This is a genomic window from Vulcanimicrobium alpinum, from assembly GCF_027923555.1.
Lineage (GTDB): Bacteria > Vulcanimicrobiota > Vulcanimicrobiia > Vulcanimicrobiales > Vulcanimicrobiaceae > Vulcanimicrobium > Vulcanimicrobium alpinum.
Genome location: NZ_AP025523.1, coordinates 3,018,029 through 3,033,965 on the forward strand (window position 1 = coordinate 3,018,029; position 15,937 = coordinate 3,033,965).

Below are 15,937 nucleotides of genomic sequence, written 5' to 3' on the forward strand. Positions count from 1 at the left end.
TGTCGGCCGTTCGGCCCGGTACCTTAAGCGCCGGTCAGGCGGACTTATTCGCTCGGCTGCGTCGCTCGCAGGCCTCGCAGAAATGCGAGTACTTGTTGTCGGTGTCGAACACCGAGTTCGAATAGTACATCGCGCAGCGCGCGTTGTAGCAGTGGCGCAGCCCGAGCGCGTGCCCGATCTCGTGCACGCTCTCCTTTAAGAGCCGCTGGAACAGGGCGTTCTCGTCGGGAGCGTCGCCGTAGTATTCCGAGCGCAGCCGATGGAGCGAGACGACCGCGCAGCGCTGCGCTTCGCTCGACGACCCGAAGACGAACTGATGCGACGTCTTGTAGAGGTCGTACTCGGTGATCCCGAGGACGAGGTCGCCGCGCGGTTCGTACGCGCTGGTCAGGCGGCTCGCGAGCGAACTGAAGAACAGTTGCCCGCGCATGCTGTTGAGCGCGCTCTTCGGGACCGCGAGCGCGGCGCGGACGACGGCGGTTGCGAGGAACCGCTCCTCCAGGCACAACGCAAGCCGGGTAAGCAATTCCCCGTCGATCGCATTGATCGGAACGATGCTGATCTCGCGCACGGCCGGAGTAGATCGTTCGGTTCGCGACGGGAGCGGTCCTGGCCGCGCGGCGGCGAAGGACTGCCGCGGGATGATCGTCGGCATCGGGATCGATCTTGCCGAAGTGGAGCGCTACCGCTTCGACGACGCTGCGCGCGCGCGGTTCGCGCGCAAAGTGTACACCGAGGAAGAGATGGCGTACGCGATGCGCAAGCGGCTGTGGCCCGAACGGCTCGCGGGCTTCTTCGCGGCGAAGGAAGCGGCGCGCAAAGCGTTCGGGCACGCGATTCCGTGGAACGCCGTCGGCGTTTCGCACGAGCGCAGCGGAAAGCCGATCCTGCGGTTCTATCGCGACTACGAGCGGCTGCTCGTCGAACGCGGCGTGCGCACGGTGCACCTGACGATCACGCACACGGCGACGACCGCCGCGGCGATCGTCATCCTGGAAGGGTAAACGGCGCGTCGTGCGGGCGGTCACGGCGGCGCAGATGCGCGCGATCGATGCAGCGGCGGCGGCGCGCGACGGCGAGGTCGCGCTGATGCGCGCCGCCGGCGCTGCGATCGCGCGCCTGATCGACCGCTACGCGCACGGCGACGGACCGATCGTCGGCGTCGCCGGGAACGGCAACAACGGCGGCGACGCGTACGCGGCGCTGGCCGCGTACGCCGGAGGGCGGCGCCGGATCGTCTACGGCGATCCGGCGGCCGAGGGAAGCCGCGCGCGTCACGACGCACGCTGGCGCGCGCGGATTGCAGGCGTCGAAGAACGGCCGCTCCCGGTCGACGCGAACGCGCTGCGCGGCGCGGCGCTGGTGCTCGACGGCGTGCTCGGCGTCAACGCGCGCCTGCCGCTCGACGCGCGCAGCGCGGCGGCGGTCGCCGCGATTGCCGCGAGCGGGGCGGCGGTGCTCGCGCTCGACATCCCGACCGGGACCGAGCCGACGACGGGGGCGGTCGACGCGCACGTCGTGCGCGCCGTCGCGACGATCGCGCTGGGACGGCCCAAGCTCGGCACGCTGCTCGACCCGGCGCGCGACTGCACCGGTGCACTGTGGTGCGCGCCGATCGGGATGCGCGACGCCGACGCCGCCGGCGTCGACGATCCGCCGGCCGAAGTGCTCGATCCGGCGGCGTTCGCCGCGCTCTTGCCGGTTCGTGCCGACGAGTCCGACAAACGCAGCTCGGGCGCACCGCTCATCGTCGCCGGATCGACGCAGTTCCCCGGCGCCGCGGTGCTGTGCGCGTGGGGCGCGGCGCGCGCGGGCGCAGGGTACGTCACGGTCGCGGCGCCCGAAGGCGCGGCGGCGGCGCTGCGCGCCCACCTCGTCGAGCAAGTGGTGGTGACGTACGACGAGCGCGATCCCGCCGCGGCGGTGCAGACGATCCTCGACCTCACGAACCGCTGCAGCGCGATCGCGATCGGGCCGGGGCTCGGGCTCTCCGACGACTCTGCCGCGATCGTGAACGGCGTCGTCGGCGGGACGACCCTGCCGGTCGTCGCCGACGCGAGCGCACTCTACCACCTCGCGAAACGGCTCGATGCGTATCGCGATGCACCGCTGGTCATCACGCCGCATGCCGGCGAGTTCGCGCGCATCAGCGGAAAGGGGACCGTCGCGCCGGACGAACGCCTCGCACGCGTGCGCGAGTTCGTCGACCGCACGGGGATCGTCACGCTGCTCAAAGGACGCACGACGCTGATCGCCTCGCGCGACGCGACGCATCTCAACCCGACGGGGACGAACGCACTGGCGACGGCCGGTACCGGCGACGTCCTCACCGGTGCGATCGCGACGCTGCTCGCGCAGGGACTCGCGCCGGTCGACGCCGCGCGCGCCGGCGCGTACTGGCACGGCCGCGCCGGGAGCGTTGCGCTCGCGCATCGCCACCGCGGCGTCGTCGCACGCGACGTCGCCGAAGCCCTCGGCGAAGCCTCGCTGGTCGCCCCGCAAGACCCCGAACTGATCCGTCTGTTCTCGTCACGCTGAGCTTGTCGAAGCGGCGCGAGCGAGGTACACAACCGGCTGCGGCGCTTCGACAAGCTCAGATTCCGTGTCCGCCGTCAAGCCGATACGGGTTGATAGGGCCGCTGATTCTTGAGTAGCGAGTAAGCCAGGCGCACGAGCTTGTGCATCACCGCCACGATGATTTGCTTGCCGCTCTTACCGCGCGCTTCGAGGCGATCGGCGAGCTCCTTGAAGGCCGGGACTTTGCGCTTTGCCGTCAGGGCAGCCATGTAGAGTGCCCGCCGGAGCTTCGCGTTGCCTGTCTTGCAAATGCGCGGCTTGCCCTTCACCGAGGTCCCGGACTGCCGCTCTGCCGGCGTAAGGCCGGCATACGCCGCTGCGGCTTTGGCACTATGGAGCCGATGCACCGGCAACTCCGCAAGCACGTTTGCCGCTGTCAAGGACGCGACGCCTGGTATGGTCTGAAGAAGCTGCGCGTTCCGGCTTAGCGTGACATCCGAGCAAAGAACACCTTGGATCTGCGACTCGATCTGCTTGACCATCTCCGCGATACCGACCAGATGCGTTTCGTTCATTTTGAGCAGCGTTGCTCCGACGGCGACGGATTGCACGATCTGCGTAAGGGCAATACGCTGCGCGATGAGCTGGTCGCGATACGCCAGCAAACCGCGCAGGGACAGGATTTCGTCGCTATCAGGCTCCCAGAGCGCGGGGCGCTCGGAGGCGCAGAATTGGGCCAGCATTCGAGCGTCGACCGCATCGGAACTTGTCAAGTAATTTGATACCAGCAGGTTGCGGGAGTTTGTGAGCATCTTGGTCATGCGGCGATGTCGGCAGCCTTCGACTCGTTGATCCAGACTTGGCTCGGAATTGTTGCGAGTTTTGGCGCGCCAGCGGCAAAGCGATGCGGCTGCAACGCATAAGCAGCGATCATCGTCTTGTGACGCGCGGCGAGGATGGCTTCGCCCTGACCGAAGTGTACCGCCGCCGGCGTCAACATCGCAATTCCCGAATGGCGATGCTCGTTGTTGTACCACATAAAGTACGGCGAGCAGAACGCGTACGAGTCCTCAAGCGATCCGAACGCCGATGGAAACGTCGGCTGGTACTTCAGCGTCTTGAACGACGATTCGATGAACGGATTGTCGTCGCTCACGCGCGGGCGGCTATAGGATCGCGCGACGCCCATCTTGTCGAGAAGATCACACACTGGCTGCGCGGTCATCTCGGTTCCGCGATCGCTGTGAACGACGGCTTGTCGCGGCTCGATTCCTTCGCGCAGGAGCGTCGCACGAATGAATTCCGCCGCGATCTCGGCGTTGGCACGCCGCACGATGGTCCAGCCGACGACGTATCGGCTGAAGATGTCGATCATCACGAGCAACGAAAAGTACACGCCCTTGACGGAACTCGGCAACTTGGTGATATCCCACGTCAAGACTTGTCGCGGCGCGTTAGCAACCAGGCGTGGCTTCTCATGCGCGGGATGGCGCGCAAGACGCCGCCGTTCGCGGACTTGCGCGTTTGCTCGTAGGATGCGATACATCGTGCTTACCGAACACAGATACGTTCCCTCGTCGAGCAGGCGCGTGAAGACTTGCGGCACGGCAAGGTCTGCAAATCGCTCGCAGCACAACACCGCCGCGACATACCGGCGCTCGGCTTCGCTCAATGCGTTGCGGCGCGCGATCGTCTTGAGCAGCGCGCGCTCGCCTGCGGGTTTGCGCCGCCGACGTAACGTCGAGCGGCTCACGCCGAGCGCAAGGCACGTCGCGCGTTCGGGTGCCGTTGCGCACAGCTCGAGCGCAACATCGATCAGTCGTCCAGGTCGTCGAACTCGGGGCTCTTGTACTCGATGTTCAAGAGCCCCGCTGCTTTTTTTCGGATGTCTTCGAGAAGCTCCAAGCGCGCGATCTTGCGTTGCAACCTGCGTATCTCAATGTCTTGCTCGTGGTTCGTTTTCTTGAGCGATTCCGCTTCCTTACGATCGAGAGCTCGGGCCTTAATTTCCTTTGGATCGTAATCGCCGCGATCGCGCTCCTTGCGCCATGCGTACAGCTGCGAAGAGTAGATGCCTTAGCGGCGCAAGAACGCACCGACCGTACCCGACTCGCAGGCATCAGCATCGTTCACAATACGCGCCTTTTCGGCGACCGAGAAGCGACGTCGCGTCGGCCGCTGAACCGGCGTCTCGACAATCGAGAGCCGACGCTCAATCGACGGCGGCGAACCGTTTGAGGGTGGGTTCATGGTATGCTCCTGACAGCCCCAGCTTAACAGAACTTTTCCGAGGGAGCTGGTACCACATCATCCTGACACATGGGCATCGGTCTTGGTCCGCAGCAAACGGCTCTTCGCAAAATATGCCGTACGCGTCGGGTTCACCACGCTCACCCGGATTTTCGCTTTGTGCAAGTTCGCCGCTAAGTTGCGCCAATACGGCCCGGTTGACTCCATGCACACATGAACCTCGTGGGCGCGATGCGTGCGCAACCAACTGCGAAGCTTTCTGAAGCCGGTTCGCGTGTTCTCAAAACTCGCCTCACTGCGCTTCTCGCCGCGTTGCAAGCAGCAGTGGAACGTGTCCTTAGAGATATCGACGCCCAACATGCTCATCGCAGGATTTCCCTCTAGCAGGCTGATGAAAAATCGGCCGAGTTGATGTTGGCGTGACGGCGTTTTTCGCGTATTATAAGAGCAAGTCTCCTCATACCTTGGTGAGGTTGCGGCCGATGCGGACTCATGATGAGCAGCGTGCATCCGTTTGGACGACGTTGCAGCCGGAAGACACCGTGCCCGGCGATCATCCGTTGCGCCCGATGCGCGTGATGGTCAACGAAATTCTGCGCGAACTCTCGCCGGAGTTTTCCAAGCTCTACTCCCGACGGGGCCGGCCATCGATCGCGCCGGAGAAGCTGCTGCGAGCCTTGCTGTTGCAAATGTTCTACTCGATCCGCAGCGAGCCGATGCTGCTGGAGCAGTTGCGTTACAATTTGCTCTTTCGTTGGTTCGTGGGCTTGAGCATGGACGACAAGATCTGGGACCCCTCGACGTTCAGCAAGAACCGCGATCGGTTCTTGAATGGCGAAATCTCCGAGCGGTTCTTCGCCGCTGTGGTCGAGCGGGCGCGTGCCGACGAACTGCTCTCGAACGAGCATTTCACCGTCGATGGGACGCTAATCGAGGCGTGGGCCAGCCACAAGAGCTTTCGGCCCAAGTCGGACGACGAACCGCCGACCTCGAGCGGCGGTCGCAACGAGGGCGTGAACTTTCGTGGCCGGCCGCGCAGCAACGAGACGCACGTCTCGAGTACCGATCCGGACGCGCGGTTGTACCGCAAGAGCAGCGGCGCGCCGGCGATTCTCGGCTATCTCGGACATGCTCTGATGGAGAATCGCAACGGCTTGATCGTCGGCGTGAAGACCACTCGCGCGACCGGGATCGCCGAACGCGAAGCAGCGCTGGAATTGATTCGCGGGGTCAGCGGAAGCAACCGAATCACGCTCGGCGCCGACAAGGCGTACGATACCAAAGACTTTGTCGAGGCGTTGCGAGCGCTCAACGTGACGCCGCACGTTGCTCAAAATACGACCCGTCGCCGCAGCGCGATCGACCGCCGAACCGTCCGCCATCCGGGCTACACGGTGAGTCAACGCAGGCGCAAGTTGATCGAGGAGAGCTTCGGGTGGGGCAAGACGATCGGCCGATTGCGCAAGGTGCATTTCCGCGGGCTTGATCTGGTCGGCGACATTGTGCGCTGGACGGCCGCGGCGTACAACTTGATCAGGATACGCAATCTGAGGGCCGCGACATGATGCGAAGTGATGCTGACCCGAGGGGCGTTTTCGAGATGAACCGCTCGGCAACGGGCTTCGAGAGGTCCGCCGACCTCCCGAAAACCGTGCTGAACGGGCAGTTCGCGAACCACGCGCCGATTTTTTCACGGGGCTGCTAGGTTCCGGCCTAGCGATCATCTTACCAGGCTCATGCATACGGGCTCGTCGCAGACGGCCCACGATTCCGTTCGGCTGATCGCTTGGAGGTTGGTGCGAGCGCCAATCTGAGCTACGGGCTCTTGGGCCCAGGCGTGACGACGGCGCTCGACACCGCGTAGGGGGATGATTCGTTCGAGTCATCCCCCTACCCCATCATATGAGCGTGACGGGGGACGTTACGTGCCGTTGAGGAGCCTGCGCAGGCCGGATTCGTCGAGGATCGGGATGCCGAGCTGCTCGGCTTTGGTGAGTTTCGTGCCGGCTTCTTCGCCGGCGACGACGTAGTCGGTTTTCTTCGAGACAGAACCCGTGACTTTGCCGCCTGCGGCGACGATCAGCTCCGACGCCTCATCGCGCGTCAGCGTCGGCAGCGTCCCCGTCAGCACGAGAGTCTTCCCGGCGAGCGCGCCGGCCGGCGCGCGTTCGCGCTTGGGCGCCGTCATGTCGACGCCGGCGTCAGTCAGGCGCGCGATCATCGCGCGGTTCGGCTCCTGCGCGAAGAACAGCACGACGCTGCGCGCGATCTCGTCGCCGATTCCGTCGCTCTGCACGAGATCGCTCTCCGTCGCGGCGGCCAGCGCCTCGATCGAACCGAAATCGCCGGCCAGGATCGCCGCGTTCTGGCTTCCGACCATGCGGATCCCCAAGCCGTACAGCACGCGCGCGAGCCCGCGCGTCTTCGACCCCGCGATCGCCGCGAGCACGTTGGAGGCCGACTTTTCGGCCATCCGCGGGAGCGACAACAGGTTCTCCAGATTGAGTTGGTACAGGTCGCTCGCGTCGTGCACGAGGCCGCTCTCGACCAGCGCCGCCGAGAGCTGATCGCCGACGCCCTCGATGTCCATCGCGCCGCGCGAGGCGAAGTGGCGGACGCGCTCGACGAGCTGCGCGGGGCAGGTCGCGTTCGTGCAGCGCGCCATCGCCTCGCCTTCGGGGAAGTCGACGTCTGCGCCGCAGACGGGGCACGTCGTCGGCATCGTCCACTCCGGCGGTGAACCGGTACGCAGTTCGAGCACCGGGCCCACGACGCGCGGGATCACATCCCCCGCGCGAATCACCGTGACGACGTCGCCGGCGCGGATGTCGTTGCTGCGGATGTACTCCTGATTGTGCAGCGTCGCGCTGCTCACCGTCACGCCGCCGACCCGCACCGGTTCGAGCACCGCGTAGGGGTTGAGCGTTCCCGTCCGGCCGACGTTGACCTCGATCGCCAGCAGTTTCGTGCGCACCTCGCGGGCGCGGAACTTGTACGCGATCGCCCAGCGCGGGTCTTTGCCAACGCTGCCGAGCCGGGTCTGCAGCGCGAGATCGTCGACCTTCACTACGACGCCGTCGATCTCGTAGTCGAGCGACTCGCGCTGCTCCTCGAAAGCCGCGATGAACGCGACCACCTCGTCGATCGAGCCGACGCGGCGCGCGTGTTCGTTGACGCGGAACCCGAGGCCGCGCAGATACTCGAGCAGTTCCCACTGGGTGCGCGGCGGCTCCCGCATGTCGATCTCGCCGACCGCATAAGCGTAAAACGAAAGCCGGCGACGTGCTGCAGCTTGGGGATCTTTCTGCCGCAGGCCGCCGGCGGCGGTGTTGCGCGGGTTCTCGAATGGGCGCAGCCCGAGTTCTTCGCGGCGTTCGTTCAACGTCGCGAAGTCGCTCTTGCGCAGGTACGCTTCGCCGCGCACGTCGATGTGCCGCGGCGGAGCGCCGGACGCGTCGCGCAGCGCGAGCGGGATCGACTTGATCGTCCGCAGGTTCGCGGTGATCTCTTCACCGGTCGTTCCGTCGCCGCGCGTGCCGCCCGCCGTCAGGCGCCCGTCGTCGTAGCGCAGCGAGACGGCGAGACCGTCGATCTTCAACTCGCAGGTGTAGGCGATGTCGCCCGATATCGCGCCGAGTTTGCGGACGCGCGCGTCGAATGCGGCGAGTTCGGCCGGTTCGAAGGCGTTCGCGAGGCTGAGCATCGGACGCGCGTGGACGTACGGCGGAAGGCCCGCCGCCGGCGTGCCGCCGACGCGCTGCGTCGGCGAATCGGGCGTCCGCAGTTCGGGATGCGCTTCCTCGAGATCGAGCAGCTCGCGCAGCAGCGCGTCGTAGTCCTCGTCGCTGATCTGCGGATTGTCGAGCACGTGATAGCGATAGTTCGCGTCGTCGATCTGCGCCCGCAGGGCCTGCGCGCGTTTGGCCGCAGCGGTCAGGACGATGCCGCCTTGGCGGGGGTCGCGATCTGGATCGGATAGCCGTCCGGATCGGCGATGACGGCGAGGCGGCCGAAGGTCTCGTCGTGCGGATCTTGGAGGATCCGCACCCCGGCCGTGCGCGCGTCGGTGATGAACCGGTCGACGTCGTCGACGTAGAAGCCGAGCTGCAGCGAACCGGGTTTGACGCTCAAGCTCTCGGTCGTCGGGTGCAGGCCCAGGCGGCCGCCGTTGCCCAGTTCGAAATCGGCCCAGTGCGGGGCGGCGTCGGTACCAATTTTGAGCTCGAGGATGTTCCGGTAGAAGTGCTTGCAGCGCTCGACATCGGCGCACACGAGCATCGTCATCGCAAAGGTCGCCACCATGGCGCACTTCGCCGCATCGGGCCGCGGCGCTTTGTCCCGCCGGGGGCGCCGCGGCTGCGAGACGAAGCGGCACGCATGGGTTCGTCGACGACGGAAAAGCGGTCCGTGCTGCGCCGGCTGCATGCGGGGCCGCAGATTTTGGTGATGCCCAATGCGTGGGACGTCGTGAGCGCGCGGATCTTCGAGGACGCCGGGTTCGCGGCGGTCGCGACGTCGAGCGCCGCGGTCGCGTGGTCGCTCGGCTTTCCCGACGGGAGCGCGCTCGAGACCGAGGTGCATCTCGCGGCATTGGAGCGGATCGTGCACGCGCTCGGCGTCCCCGTCTCGGCGGACGTCGAGAACGGGTATGCCGCCGACCCTGCGGCGCTCGCGGCGTTCGTGCGGCGGCTCGACGCCGCCGGCGTGGCGGGCTACAACCTCGAGGATACGATGACGCCGTCGACGGTGCATCCGCTCGCCGAGGCGCGCGAGCGTGTGCGTGCGGCGCGCGAGGCTGCGCCGGACCTGTTCCTCAACGCGCGGACCGATCTCTATCTCGCGGAGATCGGACCCGAAAAAACGCGGCTCGACGCGACGGTGGAGCGGCTGCGCGCGTTCGCCGACGCCGGCGCCGACGGGGTCTTCGTCCCCGGCGTCAGCGATCCCGAGATAATCGCGGCGCTCGCGGCGGCGACGCCGCTTCCGCTGAATGTCTTGGCGAATCCGAAGGGGCCCGACGCCGCTGCGCTGCAGCGGCTCGGCGTGCGGCGCGTCAGTGTCGGATCGTGGCCGATGCGGCGCGTCCTGGGCGAGTTGCGCGCCATCGCGGACGAACTGCACGACCACGGCACGTTCACTTTCGCGCGTGAACGGACGCTCGCGTACGGCCCGCTGAATGCGTTGATTGCGGGTCCGGGGATGTAACGCGAATCTGCGAGCGCGGTGTGGGCTGCGCTTCGACAGGCTCAGCGTGACCCCGGGGTCTTGACAGATCGGGGTGAAAGGTAGGATGCTATCGACGTGTCCCACCCCACGCTCGACTTCAAGCGCGCGTACCTGGCGATGCGCCGGGCGCTCGAACAGACGCTGAAGCCGTTTCACGTTACCGGTGCCCAGTTCGACGTGGTGCAGCTGCTGCTCCACGACGGCGCGCTGGAGCATCGCGATCTCCAGCGCCGGCTCGCGATCGCCTCCCCGACGCTGACCAACATCATCGACGGGATGGAGCGCGAAGGTCACGTGGTTCGCAAATCCGACACCGGCGACGCGCGCGTGAAGACGATCCACTTGAGCAGCAAGGCGCGACGCCTCTGCTCGTCCGACGAATTCTGCGCGGCCGGCGACGCGCTCGTCGAGCGGATGTTCGCCGGCTTCACCGCCGCGGAGCGCCGTGAGTTCACGCGGTATCTCAAACGCATCGAGACGAACCTCGACGCGGGTTGAGCGGAAGCGCTCCGTCTTTTTTTTACGCAACTCGTTAGTTTCCTACCTGATAGGTTTCTACCGGAAGGGAGTTCCCTTGTGATCGTTCTGACCATCGCGCTGCAGTGCGCCGCCGCCATCGGCGCGCTCGGCATCGCCTTCGTTCAGCTGCGTACGCGCCGGGCGGGCCGCATCGCGCTCGGCATCGCGGCGCTGCTCGGCGGGATCGCGATGATGGCCGCAATCGCCGTCCCGTTCCTGACGTTCTTCGTCGCCGCCGTTCTCGCGATCGTCGCGGTCGCGGTGCTGCTCGCCGGCGGCGACCGTTCCGCGCGCACGAGCCGTCGGCTCACCGTTGCGGCGCTCGCCGCCGCGATCGCGGCGGGCGCGGTGCAGCCGTTCGGTCTCAAAGTGCTGATGCTGCCGAAGGCTGACGCGCTGCCGCTGGAGACGGCCGTCACCGCGCTGCTGAAGACGTATCCGTCCGGCACGTGGTTCGAGGGGATCGCCTTCGGCCCCGACGGCACGATGTATCTGGCCGCGAACTCGGGCGAGAACTACGTCACCGGCGACAAGAGCCGCGTGCACGCGCAGGTAATCGCGCGCTCGCCGGACGGTTCGGAGCGCGTGTTCTTCCGGCCGCCGCAGGGCGCGACCGCCGGCGTCATGGCATTCGGGCGCGACGGAACGATGTACATGACCGGCACCGGCGCGAAACGCGGAGTCTGGCGCATCGCCCCCGACGGAACGGGGACGCTGTTCGCGCCGCTGCCGCACGGCGCATGGCCCAACGGCATCGACGTCGGCCCGGACGGGAAGCTGTACGTCGCGGACTCGGCGCTCGGCGCCATCTGGCGCGTCGATCCGCACTCGGGTGCCGCGGAGAAGGCCGCCGAACTCGAGGCGTTGCGCGCGCGTCCGTATGTCGCGCTGGCGCCCGGGGCGAACGGGATCCATTTCTTCGGCCGCGACCTGTTCGTCACGGTCTCGGACAACGCGTGGGTGCTGAAATTCCGGCTCGCCGGCGACGGGCGGCTCGGTGCGCCGGCGGTCGTCGCGCGCGGTATCCCCGGCGACGACTTCGCGATCGACTCGCGCGGCGCGCTGTACGTGACATCGCACCCCTACAACACGATCGTCCGCGTGATGCCCGACGGGCGGCGCAGTATCGTTGCCGGCGCGGCGCAGCACATCGTCGGCGCGACCGACGCGGTGTTCGGCGTGCGCGCCGGGGGTCGCGATACGCTCTATGTCGTGACCGACGGCGGCGCGTTCTCCGGCAACCTTCGCGCGGGCGGGACTCTGGTTGCGGTGAAGGTTCCGCGGGCGTGATTGGGGCTGCGCTTCGACGAGCTCAGCGTGACTTCGCGCTCGGCGTGACGTCGTTAGGCTTCGATGGGGATACGTTCGCTTTGGGAGAGTTCGTCGAGCTGTTCGCGGTTGAGGCGTTCGAGTTCGGCGATGCGGCCGGCGTCGACGCGGATGCCGTGCGCGCGTTCGTCGGAGAGGACCGCCTTGAGATAGTGCCCGGTGTGCGAGTCGGGGTTTGCGGCGATTTGCTCGGGTGTGCCGGTCGCCACGATCGTGCCGCCGCGGTCGCCGCCTTCGGGGCCAAGGTCGATCACGTGATCGGCGGTCTTGATGACGTCGAGGTTGTGCTCGATCACCAGCACCGTGTTGCCCATCTGCACGAGGCGCTGGAGAACTTCGAGGAGTTTGTGGATGTCGGCGAAGTGCAAGCCCGTCGTCGGTTCGTCGAGGACGTAGAACGTGCGTCCGGTGGCGCGCCGCGAGAGTTCGGTCGCGAGCTTGATGCGCTGCGCCTCGCCGCCCGAGAGCTGCGTCGCCGGCTGGCCCATCTGGATGTACCCGAGGCCGACCTCGCAGATCGTGCGCAGTTTGTTCGCGATGCGCGGGATCGTCGAGAAGAGTTCGGTCGCCTCGTCGACGCGCATCGCGAGAACCTCGGCGATCGACTTGCCTTTGTACTTCACCTCGAGCGTCTGCGCGTTGTAGCGCTTGCCGTGGCAGACGTCGCACGGGACGTAGACGTCGGGGAGAAAGTGCATCTCGATCTTGATGATGCCGTCGCCCTGACAGCCTTCGCAGCGGCCGCCCTTGACGTTGAACGAGAAGCGTCCCGGGGTGTACCCGCGCATCTTCGCTTCGGGGATCTGAGAGTAGAGTTCGCGGATCTGATCGAACGCGCCGGTGTACGTCGCGGGATTCGAACGCGGCGTGCGGCCGATCGGCGACTGATCGATCACGACCATCTTGTCGAGCGCTTCGGCGCCCTTCACGCGGCCGTACGTCCCGCCCGCCGGCTGATGGTGCAGGTGCTGGTTGAGCGCCTTGACGACGACTTCGTTGACGAGCGTCGATTTGCCCGAGCCGCTCACGCCGGTGACGCACGTGAACGTGCCGAGCGGGATATCAACGTCGACGCCGAGCAGGTTGTTCGCCTTCGCGCCGAGGACGCCCAACGCGCCGCGGCCGGCCTTGCGGTGCTTCGGGATCGCGATGAACTGCCGCCCCGAAAGGTACGCGCCCGTCAGCGACTCGCGGTTCGCCTCGATCTCCTCGATCGAACCGGCGGAGAGGATGCGGCCGCCTTCAGCGCCCGCGCCCGGGCCGATGTCGACGATCACGTCGGCCGCGCGCATCGTGTCCTCGTCGTGCTCGATGACGATCAGCGTGTTGCCGATGTCGCGCAGCGTCTCCAGCGTCGCGAGGAGCCGGTCGTTGTCGCGCTGATGGAGCCCGATCGACGGTTCGTCGAGGATGTAGAGGACGCCGACCAGCGACGAGCCGATCTGCGTTGCGAGCCGGATGCGCTGCGACTCGCCGCCCGAGAGCGTCGTCGCGGAACGCGAGAGGTTGAGGTAGCCGAGCCCGACGTTCTTCAGAAAGCCGAGCCGCGCGCGGATCTCCTTGAGGATCTGCTGGGAGATCTTCTGCTCGCGCTCGTTCGGATGGAACGACGCGAAGAACGCCTCCGCCGCTTCGACCGACATCGACGTCGTCTCGTGGATGTTCTTGCCGTCGACCGTGACGCCGAGCGCTTCGGGCTTGAGCCGCGCGCCGCTGCACACCTTGCAGGTCGACGCCGACATGTACTTTTCGATCTCTTCCTTGACGTAGTCGGAGGACGTGTCGGTGTAGCGCCGCTGGAGGTTGTTGACCACGCCCTCGAACTGCGACTCGTACTCCCACTGATGGCCCGCGCGCGACTCGTAGACGAACTTCTGCTTCTTGTCGGCGCCGTAGAGGATCATCTCGACGACGTCCTCCGGCAGGTTCTCGACCGGCGTCGACGGCTTGCAGCGGCGCGAGCGCAGCAGCCGTTCCACCTGCTGCATGTAGTACGGATTCGTCGACGGGAAGCGGCCGGCGCCCATGCTCTTCGACCACGGCACGATCGCGCCGTCGGCGATCGACTTGGTGCGGTCGGGGATCACCTTCCACGGATCGATCTCGATCTTCACGCCCAAGCCGCTGCAGGCCGGGCAGGCGCCGTAGGGCGAGTTGAACGAGAACAGCCGCGGCTCGAGTTCCTGAAACGAGATCCCGCAGTACGCGCACGCGAACGACTCGCTGAACGTCGCCTCGACCCACTGCTCGCTCGCCTTCGGCGTCTCGGCGTTGACCTTGGCCTGATAGAGGACGGTCACGATCCCGGTCGAGAGCTTGAGCGTCGTCTCGATCGAATCGGTGAGGCGCGAGCGCACGTCGGGCTTCACGACGAGCCGGTCGACGACGACCTCGACGGTGTGCTTGCGCTTCTTGTCCAGTTCGATCTTGTCTTTGAGCTCGCGAATCTCGCCGTCGACGCGGACGCGCGCGAAGCCCTCTTTGCCGATCTCCTCGAAGAGTTTGGTGTACTCGCCCTTGCGTCCGCGGATCACCGGCGCGAGCAGTTGGATGCGCGTACCCTCGGGGAACTGCAGGATCTGGTCGACGATCTGCTCGGCGGTCTGCGCGGAGACTTCACGTCCGCATTGATAGCAGTGCGGTTTGCCGATCCGCGCGTAGAGCAGGCGCAGGTAGTCGTAGATCTCGGTGACCGTGCCGACCGTCGAACGCGGGTTGCGCGAGGTCGACTTCTGATCGATCGAGATCGCCGGCGAGAGCCCTTCGATGTAGTCGACGTCGGGCTTCTCCATCTGCCCGAGGAACTGCCGCGCGTACGACGAGAGCGACTCGACGTAGCGGCGCTGCCCTTCGGCGTAGATCGTGTCGAAGGCGAGCGACGACTTCCCCGAACCTGACAGGCCCGTGACCACGATGAGCTTGTTGCGCGGAAGCGTCAGATCGACGTTCTTGAGATTGTGTTCGCGCGCGCCCTTGATGACGATCGTATCGAGGGCATGCGGGGTCCCGTCAGGCATGCTTCGGCTGTGACCTCATCGCATGACGCGGTAGTTCCACCCGCACTCCCGCCCGGTTCGGCCGGACGGTCAGTGCAGCGGCGAGCGGTTGGCCCATTCCCACGACACCAGCGTTCCGGCGACGAGAACGGCGCCAAGGATGCGCAACCCGAAGACCGCCGCATCGCGGCTGATCTGATCGTCGCGCCGCGCTCCGGTCGGTACGGGCTTGCGGTTGAAGCGCTGCTGCACGACCTCGCTCAGCACGAACGCGACGATCCCGGCCCCGATGAGGGCGAAGCGAAGGGCGGTCGGGCTCATGCGAACGTATGTTCGCCCCGGGTCATCCGAGGCCTGTCGATCCGCGAGCGGGCGCGCCGGCCGCGAGCGGGAGCACGTCGAGCACTTCGGTGATGCGCTGGACGATCGCGTCAGGCTGCGGTCCGTCCGGCGGGATCGGGTGGGCGTGGACGTCGATCAGCACCGTGAACATGCCGATGTCGTGCGCGCCGCGGACGTCGCGGTCGTAGCGGTCACCGACCATCGCGGTGCGTTCCGGGGTGCTTCCGAGCACGCGCGCGGCGTGGCGGAACAGCTCCGGATCGGGCTTCACCATCCCGACCTCGTCGGCGAGGAAGAACGCGTCCATCAGCTCGCGCAGGCCCAGCCGGTCGATCTTGTCGTGATGCGTCGCCGCGAAGCCGTTGGTGACGAGTCCGAGCTTGCAGCCGCGCGCACGCAGCGACGCCAGCACGTCGACGGCGCCCGGCGAGAGCGCGAGCGCGCCGGAACGAGCATCGACATAAGCCGCGGCGGCGCGCTGCGCCAGCGCGAGGTCGTCGATCCCGACCTGCTGCAGCGCGTCGCGCCACATCCCGACACGCACGTCCTCGATCGGCTGCGCGAGATGGTCGCTGGTCAGACCCGACCAGAAGCCCATCGCCGCGTCGTCGTAAGCGTCGGCCAGTTCCCGCACGTCGATCGCGCGCTCGGCGGCGATCAATTCCGCCGCGCTGCGCGCCGCACTGCGATACGCCGTCGTGTCGTCGTGCAGCGTGTCGTCCAGGTCGAAGAGCACCGTATCGATCGTACGCATCACC

Annotated in this window: 15 protein-coding genes; 6 read left to right on the plus strand and 9 right to left on the minus strand. The window is 66.7% G+C overall.

Annotated elements, in window-relative coordinates:
* Positions 1 to 34 precede the first annotated feature (34 nt).
* Positions 35 to 655, minus strand: coding sequence for an archaemetzincin family Zn-dependent metalloprotease (locus WPS_RS15460; protein ID WP_317995359.1), 621 nt, complete (start codon positions 653 to 655; stop codon positions 35 to 37).
* Between WPS_RS15460 and acpS the strand changes: the two genes are divergently transcribed.
* Together acpS and WPS_RS15470 are read left to right on the plus strand one after the other, a co-directional pair.
* Positions 642 to 1,004 carry a holo-ACP synthase gene (gene acpS / locus WPS_RS15465; protein WP_317995360.1) on the plus strand — a complete coding sequence of 121 codons (363 nt, stop codon included), beginning with the start codon at positions 642 to 644 and terminating at the stop codon, positions 1,002 to 1,004. The genes WPS_RS15460 and acpS overlap by 14 nt on opposite strands.
* Positions 1,005 to 1,014: 10 nt before the next feature.
* Positions 1,015 to 2,538 carry an NAD(P)H-hydrate dehydratase gene (locus WPS_RS15470; RefSeq protein WP_317995361.1) on the plus strand — a complete coding sequence of 508 codons (1,524 nt, stop codon included), beginning with the start codon at positions 1,015 to 1,017 and terminating at the stop codon, positions 2,536 to 2,538.
* Between the two features lie 74 nt (positions 2,539 to 2,612).
* Here the strand turns inward: WPS_RS15470 and WPS_RS15475 are convergent, their stop codons facing one another.
* The 3 genes from WPS_RS15475 to WPS_RS15485 all read right to left on the minus strand — a co-directional run bounded on the left by WPS_RS15475 (position 2,613) and on the right by WPS_RS15485 (position 5,133).
* Positions 2,613 to 3,338 (minus strand): transposase, encoded by a 726-nt coding sequence (locus WPS_RS15475; protein ID WP_317995362.1) that lies wholly within the window; start codon positions 3,336 to 3,338, stop codon positions 2,613 to 2,615.
* Positions 3,335 to 4,336: an IS3 family transposase gene (locus WPS_RS15480; protein ID WP_317997566.1), complete on the minus strand. Its 1,002-nt coding sequence runs from the start codon at positions 4,334 to 4,336 to the stop codon at positions 3,335 to 3,337. Before WPS_RS15480 ends, WPS_RS15475 begins: the two co-directional genes overlap by 4 nt.
* A gap of 488 nt (positions 4,337 to 4,824) precedes the next feature.
* Positions 4,825 to 5,133 carry an IS110 family transposase gene (locus WPS_RS15485; RefSeq protein WP_317995363.1) on the minus strand — a complete coding sequence of 103 codons (309 nt, stop codon included), beginning with the start codon at positions 5,131 to 5,133 and terminating at the stop codon, positions 4,825 to 4,827.
* Positions 5,134 to 5,249: 116 nt separating this feature from the next.
* Between WPS_RS15485 and WPS_RS15490 the strand changes: the two genes are divergently transcribed.
* Positions 5,250 to 6,332, plus strand: coding sequence for an IS5 family transposase (locus WPS_RS15490; protein ID WP_317994189.1), 1,083 nt, complete (start codon positions 5,250 to 5,252; stop codon positions 6,330 to 6,332).
* A gap of 356 nt (positions 6,333 to 6,688) precedes the next feature.
* On the opposite strand, the gene ligA is transcribed toward WPS_RS15490, so the two are convergent.
* The gene (gene ligA, locus WPS_RS15495) at positions 6,689 to 8,710 is read right to left on the minus strand and encodes an NAD-dependent DNA ligase LigA (protein WP_317997567.1); all 2,022 of its coding nucleotides are present in this window, start codon (positions 8,708 to 8,710) and stop codon (positions 6,689 to 6,691) included.
* On the minus strand, positions 8,701 to 9,069 hold the full coding sequence (locus WPS_RS15500) for a VOC family protein (RefSeq protein WP_317995364.1): 369 nt from the start codon (positions 9,067 to 9,069) through the stop codon (positions 8,701 to 8,703). The genes ligA and WPS_RS15500 overlap by 10 nt, the downstream gene beginning before the upstream one ends.
* Positions 9,070 to 9,144: 75 nt before the next feature.
* Here WPS_RS15500 and WPS_RS15505 point away from each other — a divergent pair, with 75 nt between their 5' ends.
* The 3 genes from WPS_RS15505 to WPS_RS15515 all read left to right on the plus strand — a co-directional run bounded on the left by WPS_RS15505 (position 9,145) and on the right by WPS_RS15515 (position 11,802).
* Complete coding sequence (locus WPS_RS15505; RefSeq protein ID WP_317995365.1) at positions 9,145 to 9,972, plus strand: isocitrate lyase/PEP mutase family protein; 828 nt, start codon at positions 9,145 to 9,147, stop codon at positions 9,970 to 9,972.
* Positions 9,973 to 10,068: 96 nt separating this feature from the next.
* Positions 10,069 to 10,491 carry a MarR family winged helix-turn-helix transcriptional regulator gene (locus WPS_RS15510; protein WP_317995366.1) on the plus strand — a complete coding sequence of 141 codons (423 nt, stop codon included), beginning with the start codon at positions 10,069 to 10,071 and terminating at the stop codon, positions 10,489 to 10,491.
* A gap of 78 nt (positions 10,492 to 10,569) precedes the next feature.
* Positions 10,570 to 11,802, plus strand: a complete 1,233-nt coding sequence (locus WPS_RS15515; protein ID WP_317995367.1) for an SMP-30/gluconolactonase/LRE family protein — start codon at positions 10,570 to 10,572, stop codon at positions 11,800 to 11,802.
* Positions 11,803 to 11,855: 53 nt separating this feature from the next.
* On the opposite strand, the gene uvrA is transcribed toward WPS_RS15515, so the two are convergent.
* The 3 genes from uvrA to WPS_RS15530 all read right to left on the minus strand — a co-directional run bounded on the left by uvrA (position 11,856) and on the right by WPS_RS15530 (position 15,933).
* Positions 11,856 to 14,858: an excinuclease ABC subunit UvrA gene (gene uvrA, locus WPS_RS15520; protein WP_317995368.1), complete on the minus strand. Its 3,003-nt coding sequence runs from the start codon at positions 14,856 to 14,858 to the stop codon at positions 11,856 to 11,858.
* 69 nt (positions 14,859 to 14,927) lie between these two features.
* Positions 14,928 to 15,158, minus strand: coding sequence for a hypothetical protein (locus WPS_RS15525; protein WP_317995369.1), 231 nt, complete (start codon positions 15,156 to 15,158; stop codon positions 14,928 to 14,930).
* Between the two features lie 22 nt (positions 15,159 to 15,180).
* Positions 15,181 to 15,933, minus strand: coding sequence for an HAD family hydrolase (locus WPS_RS15530; RefSeq protein ID WP_317995370.1), 753 nt, complete (start codon positions 15,931 to 15,933; stop codon positions 15,181 to 15,183).
* Between the last annotated feature and the right edge of the window lie 4 nt (positions 15,934 to 15,937).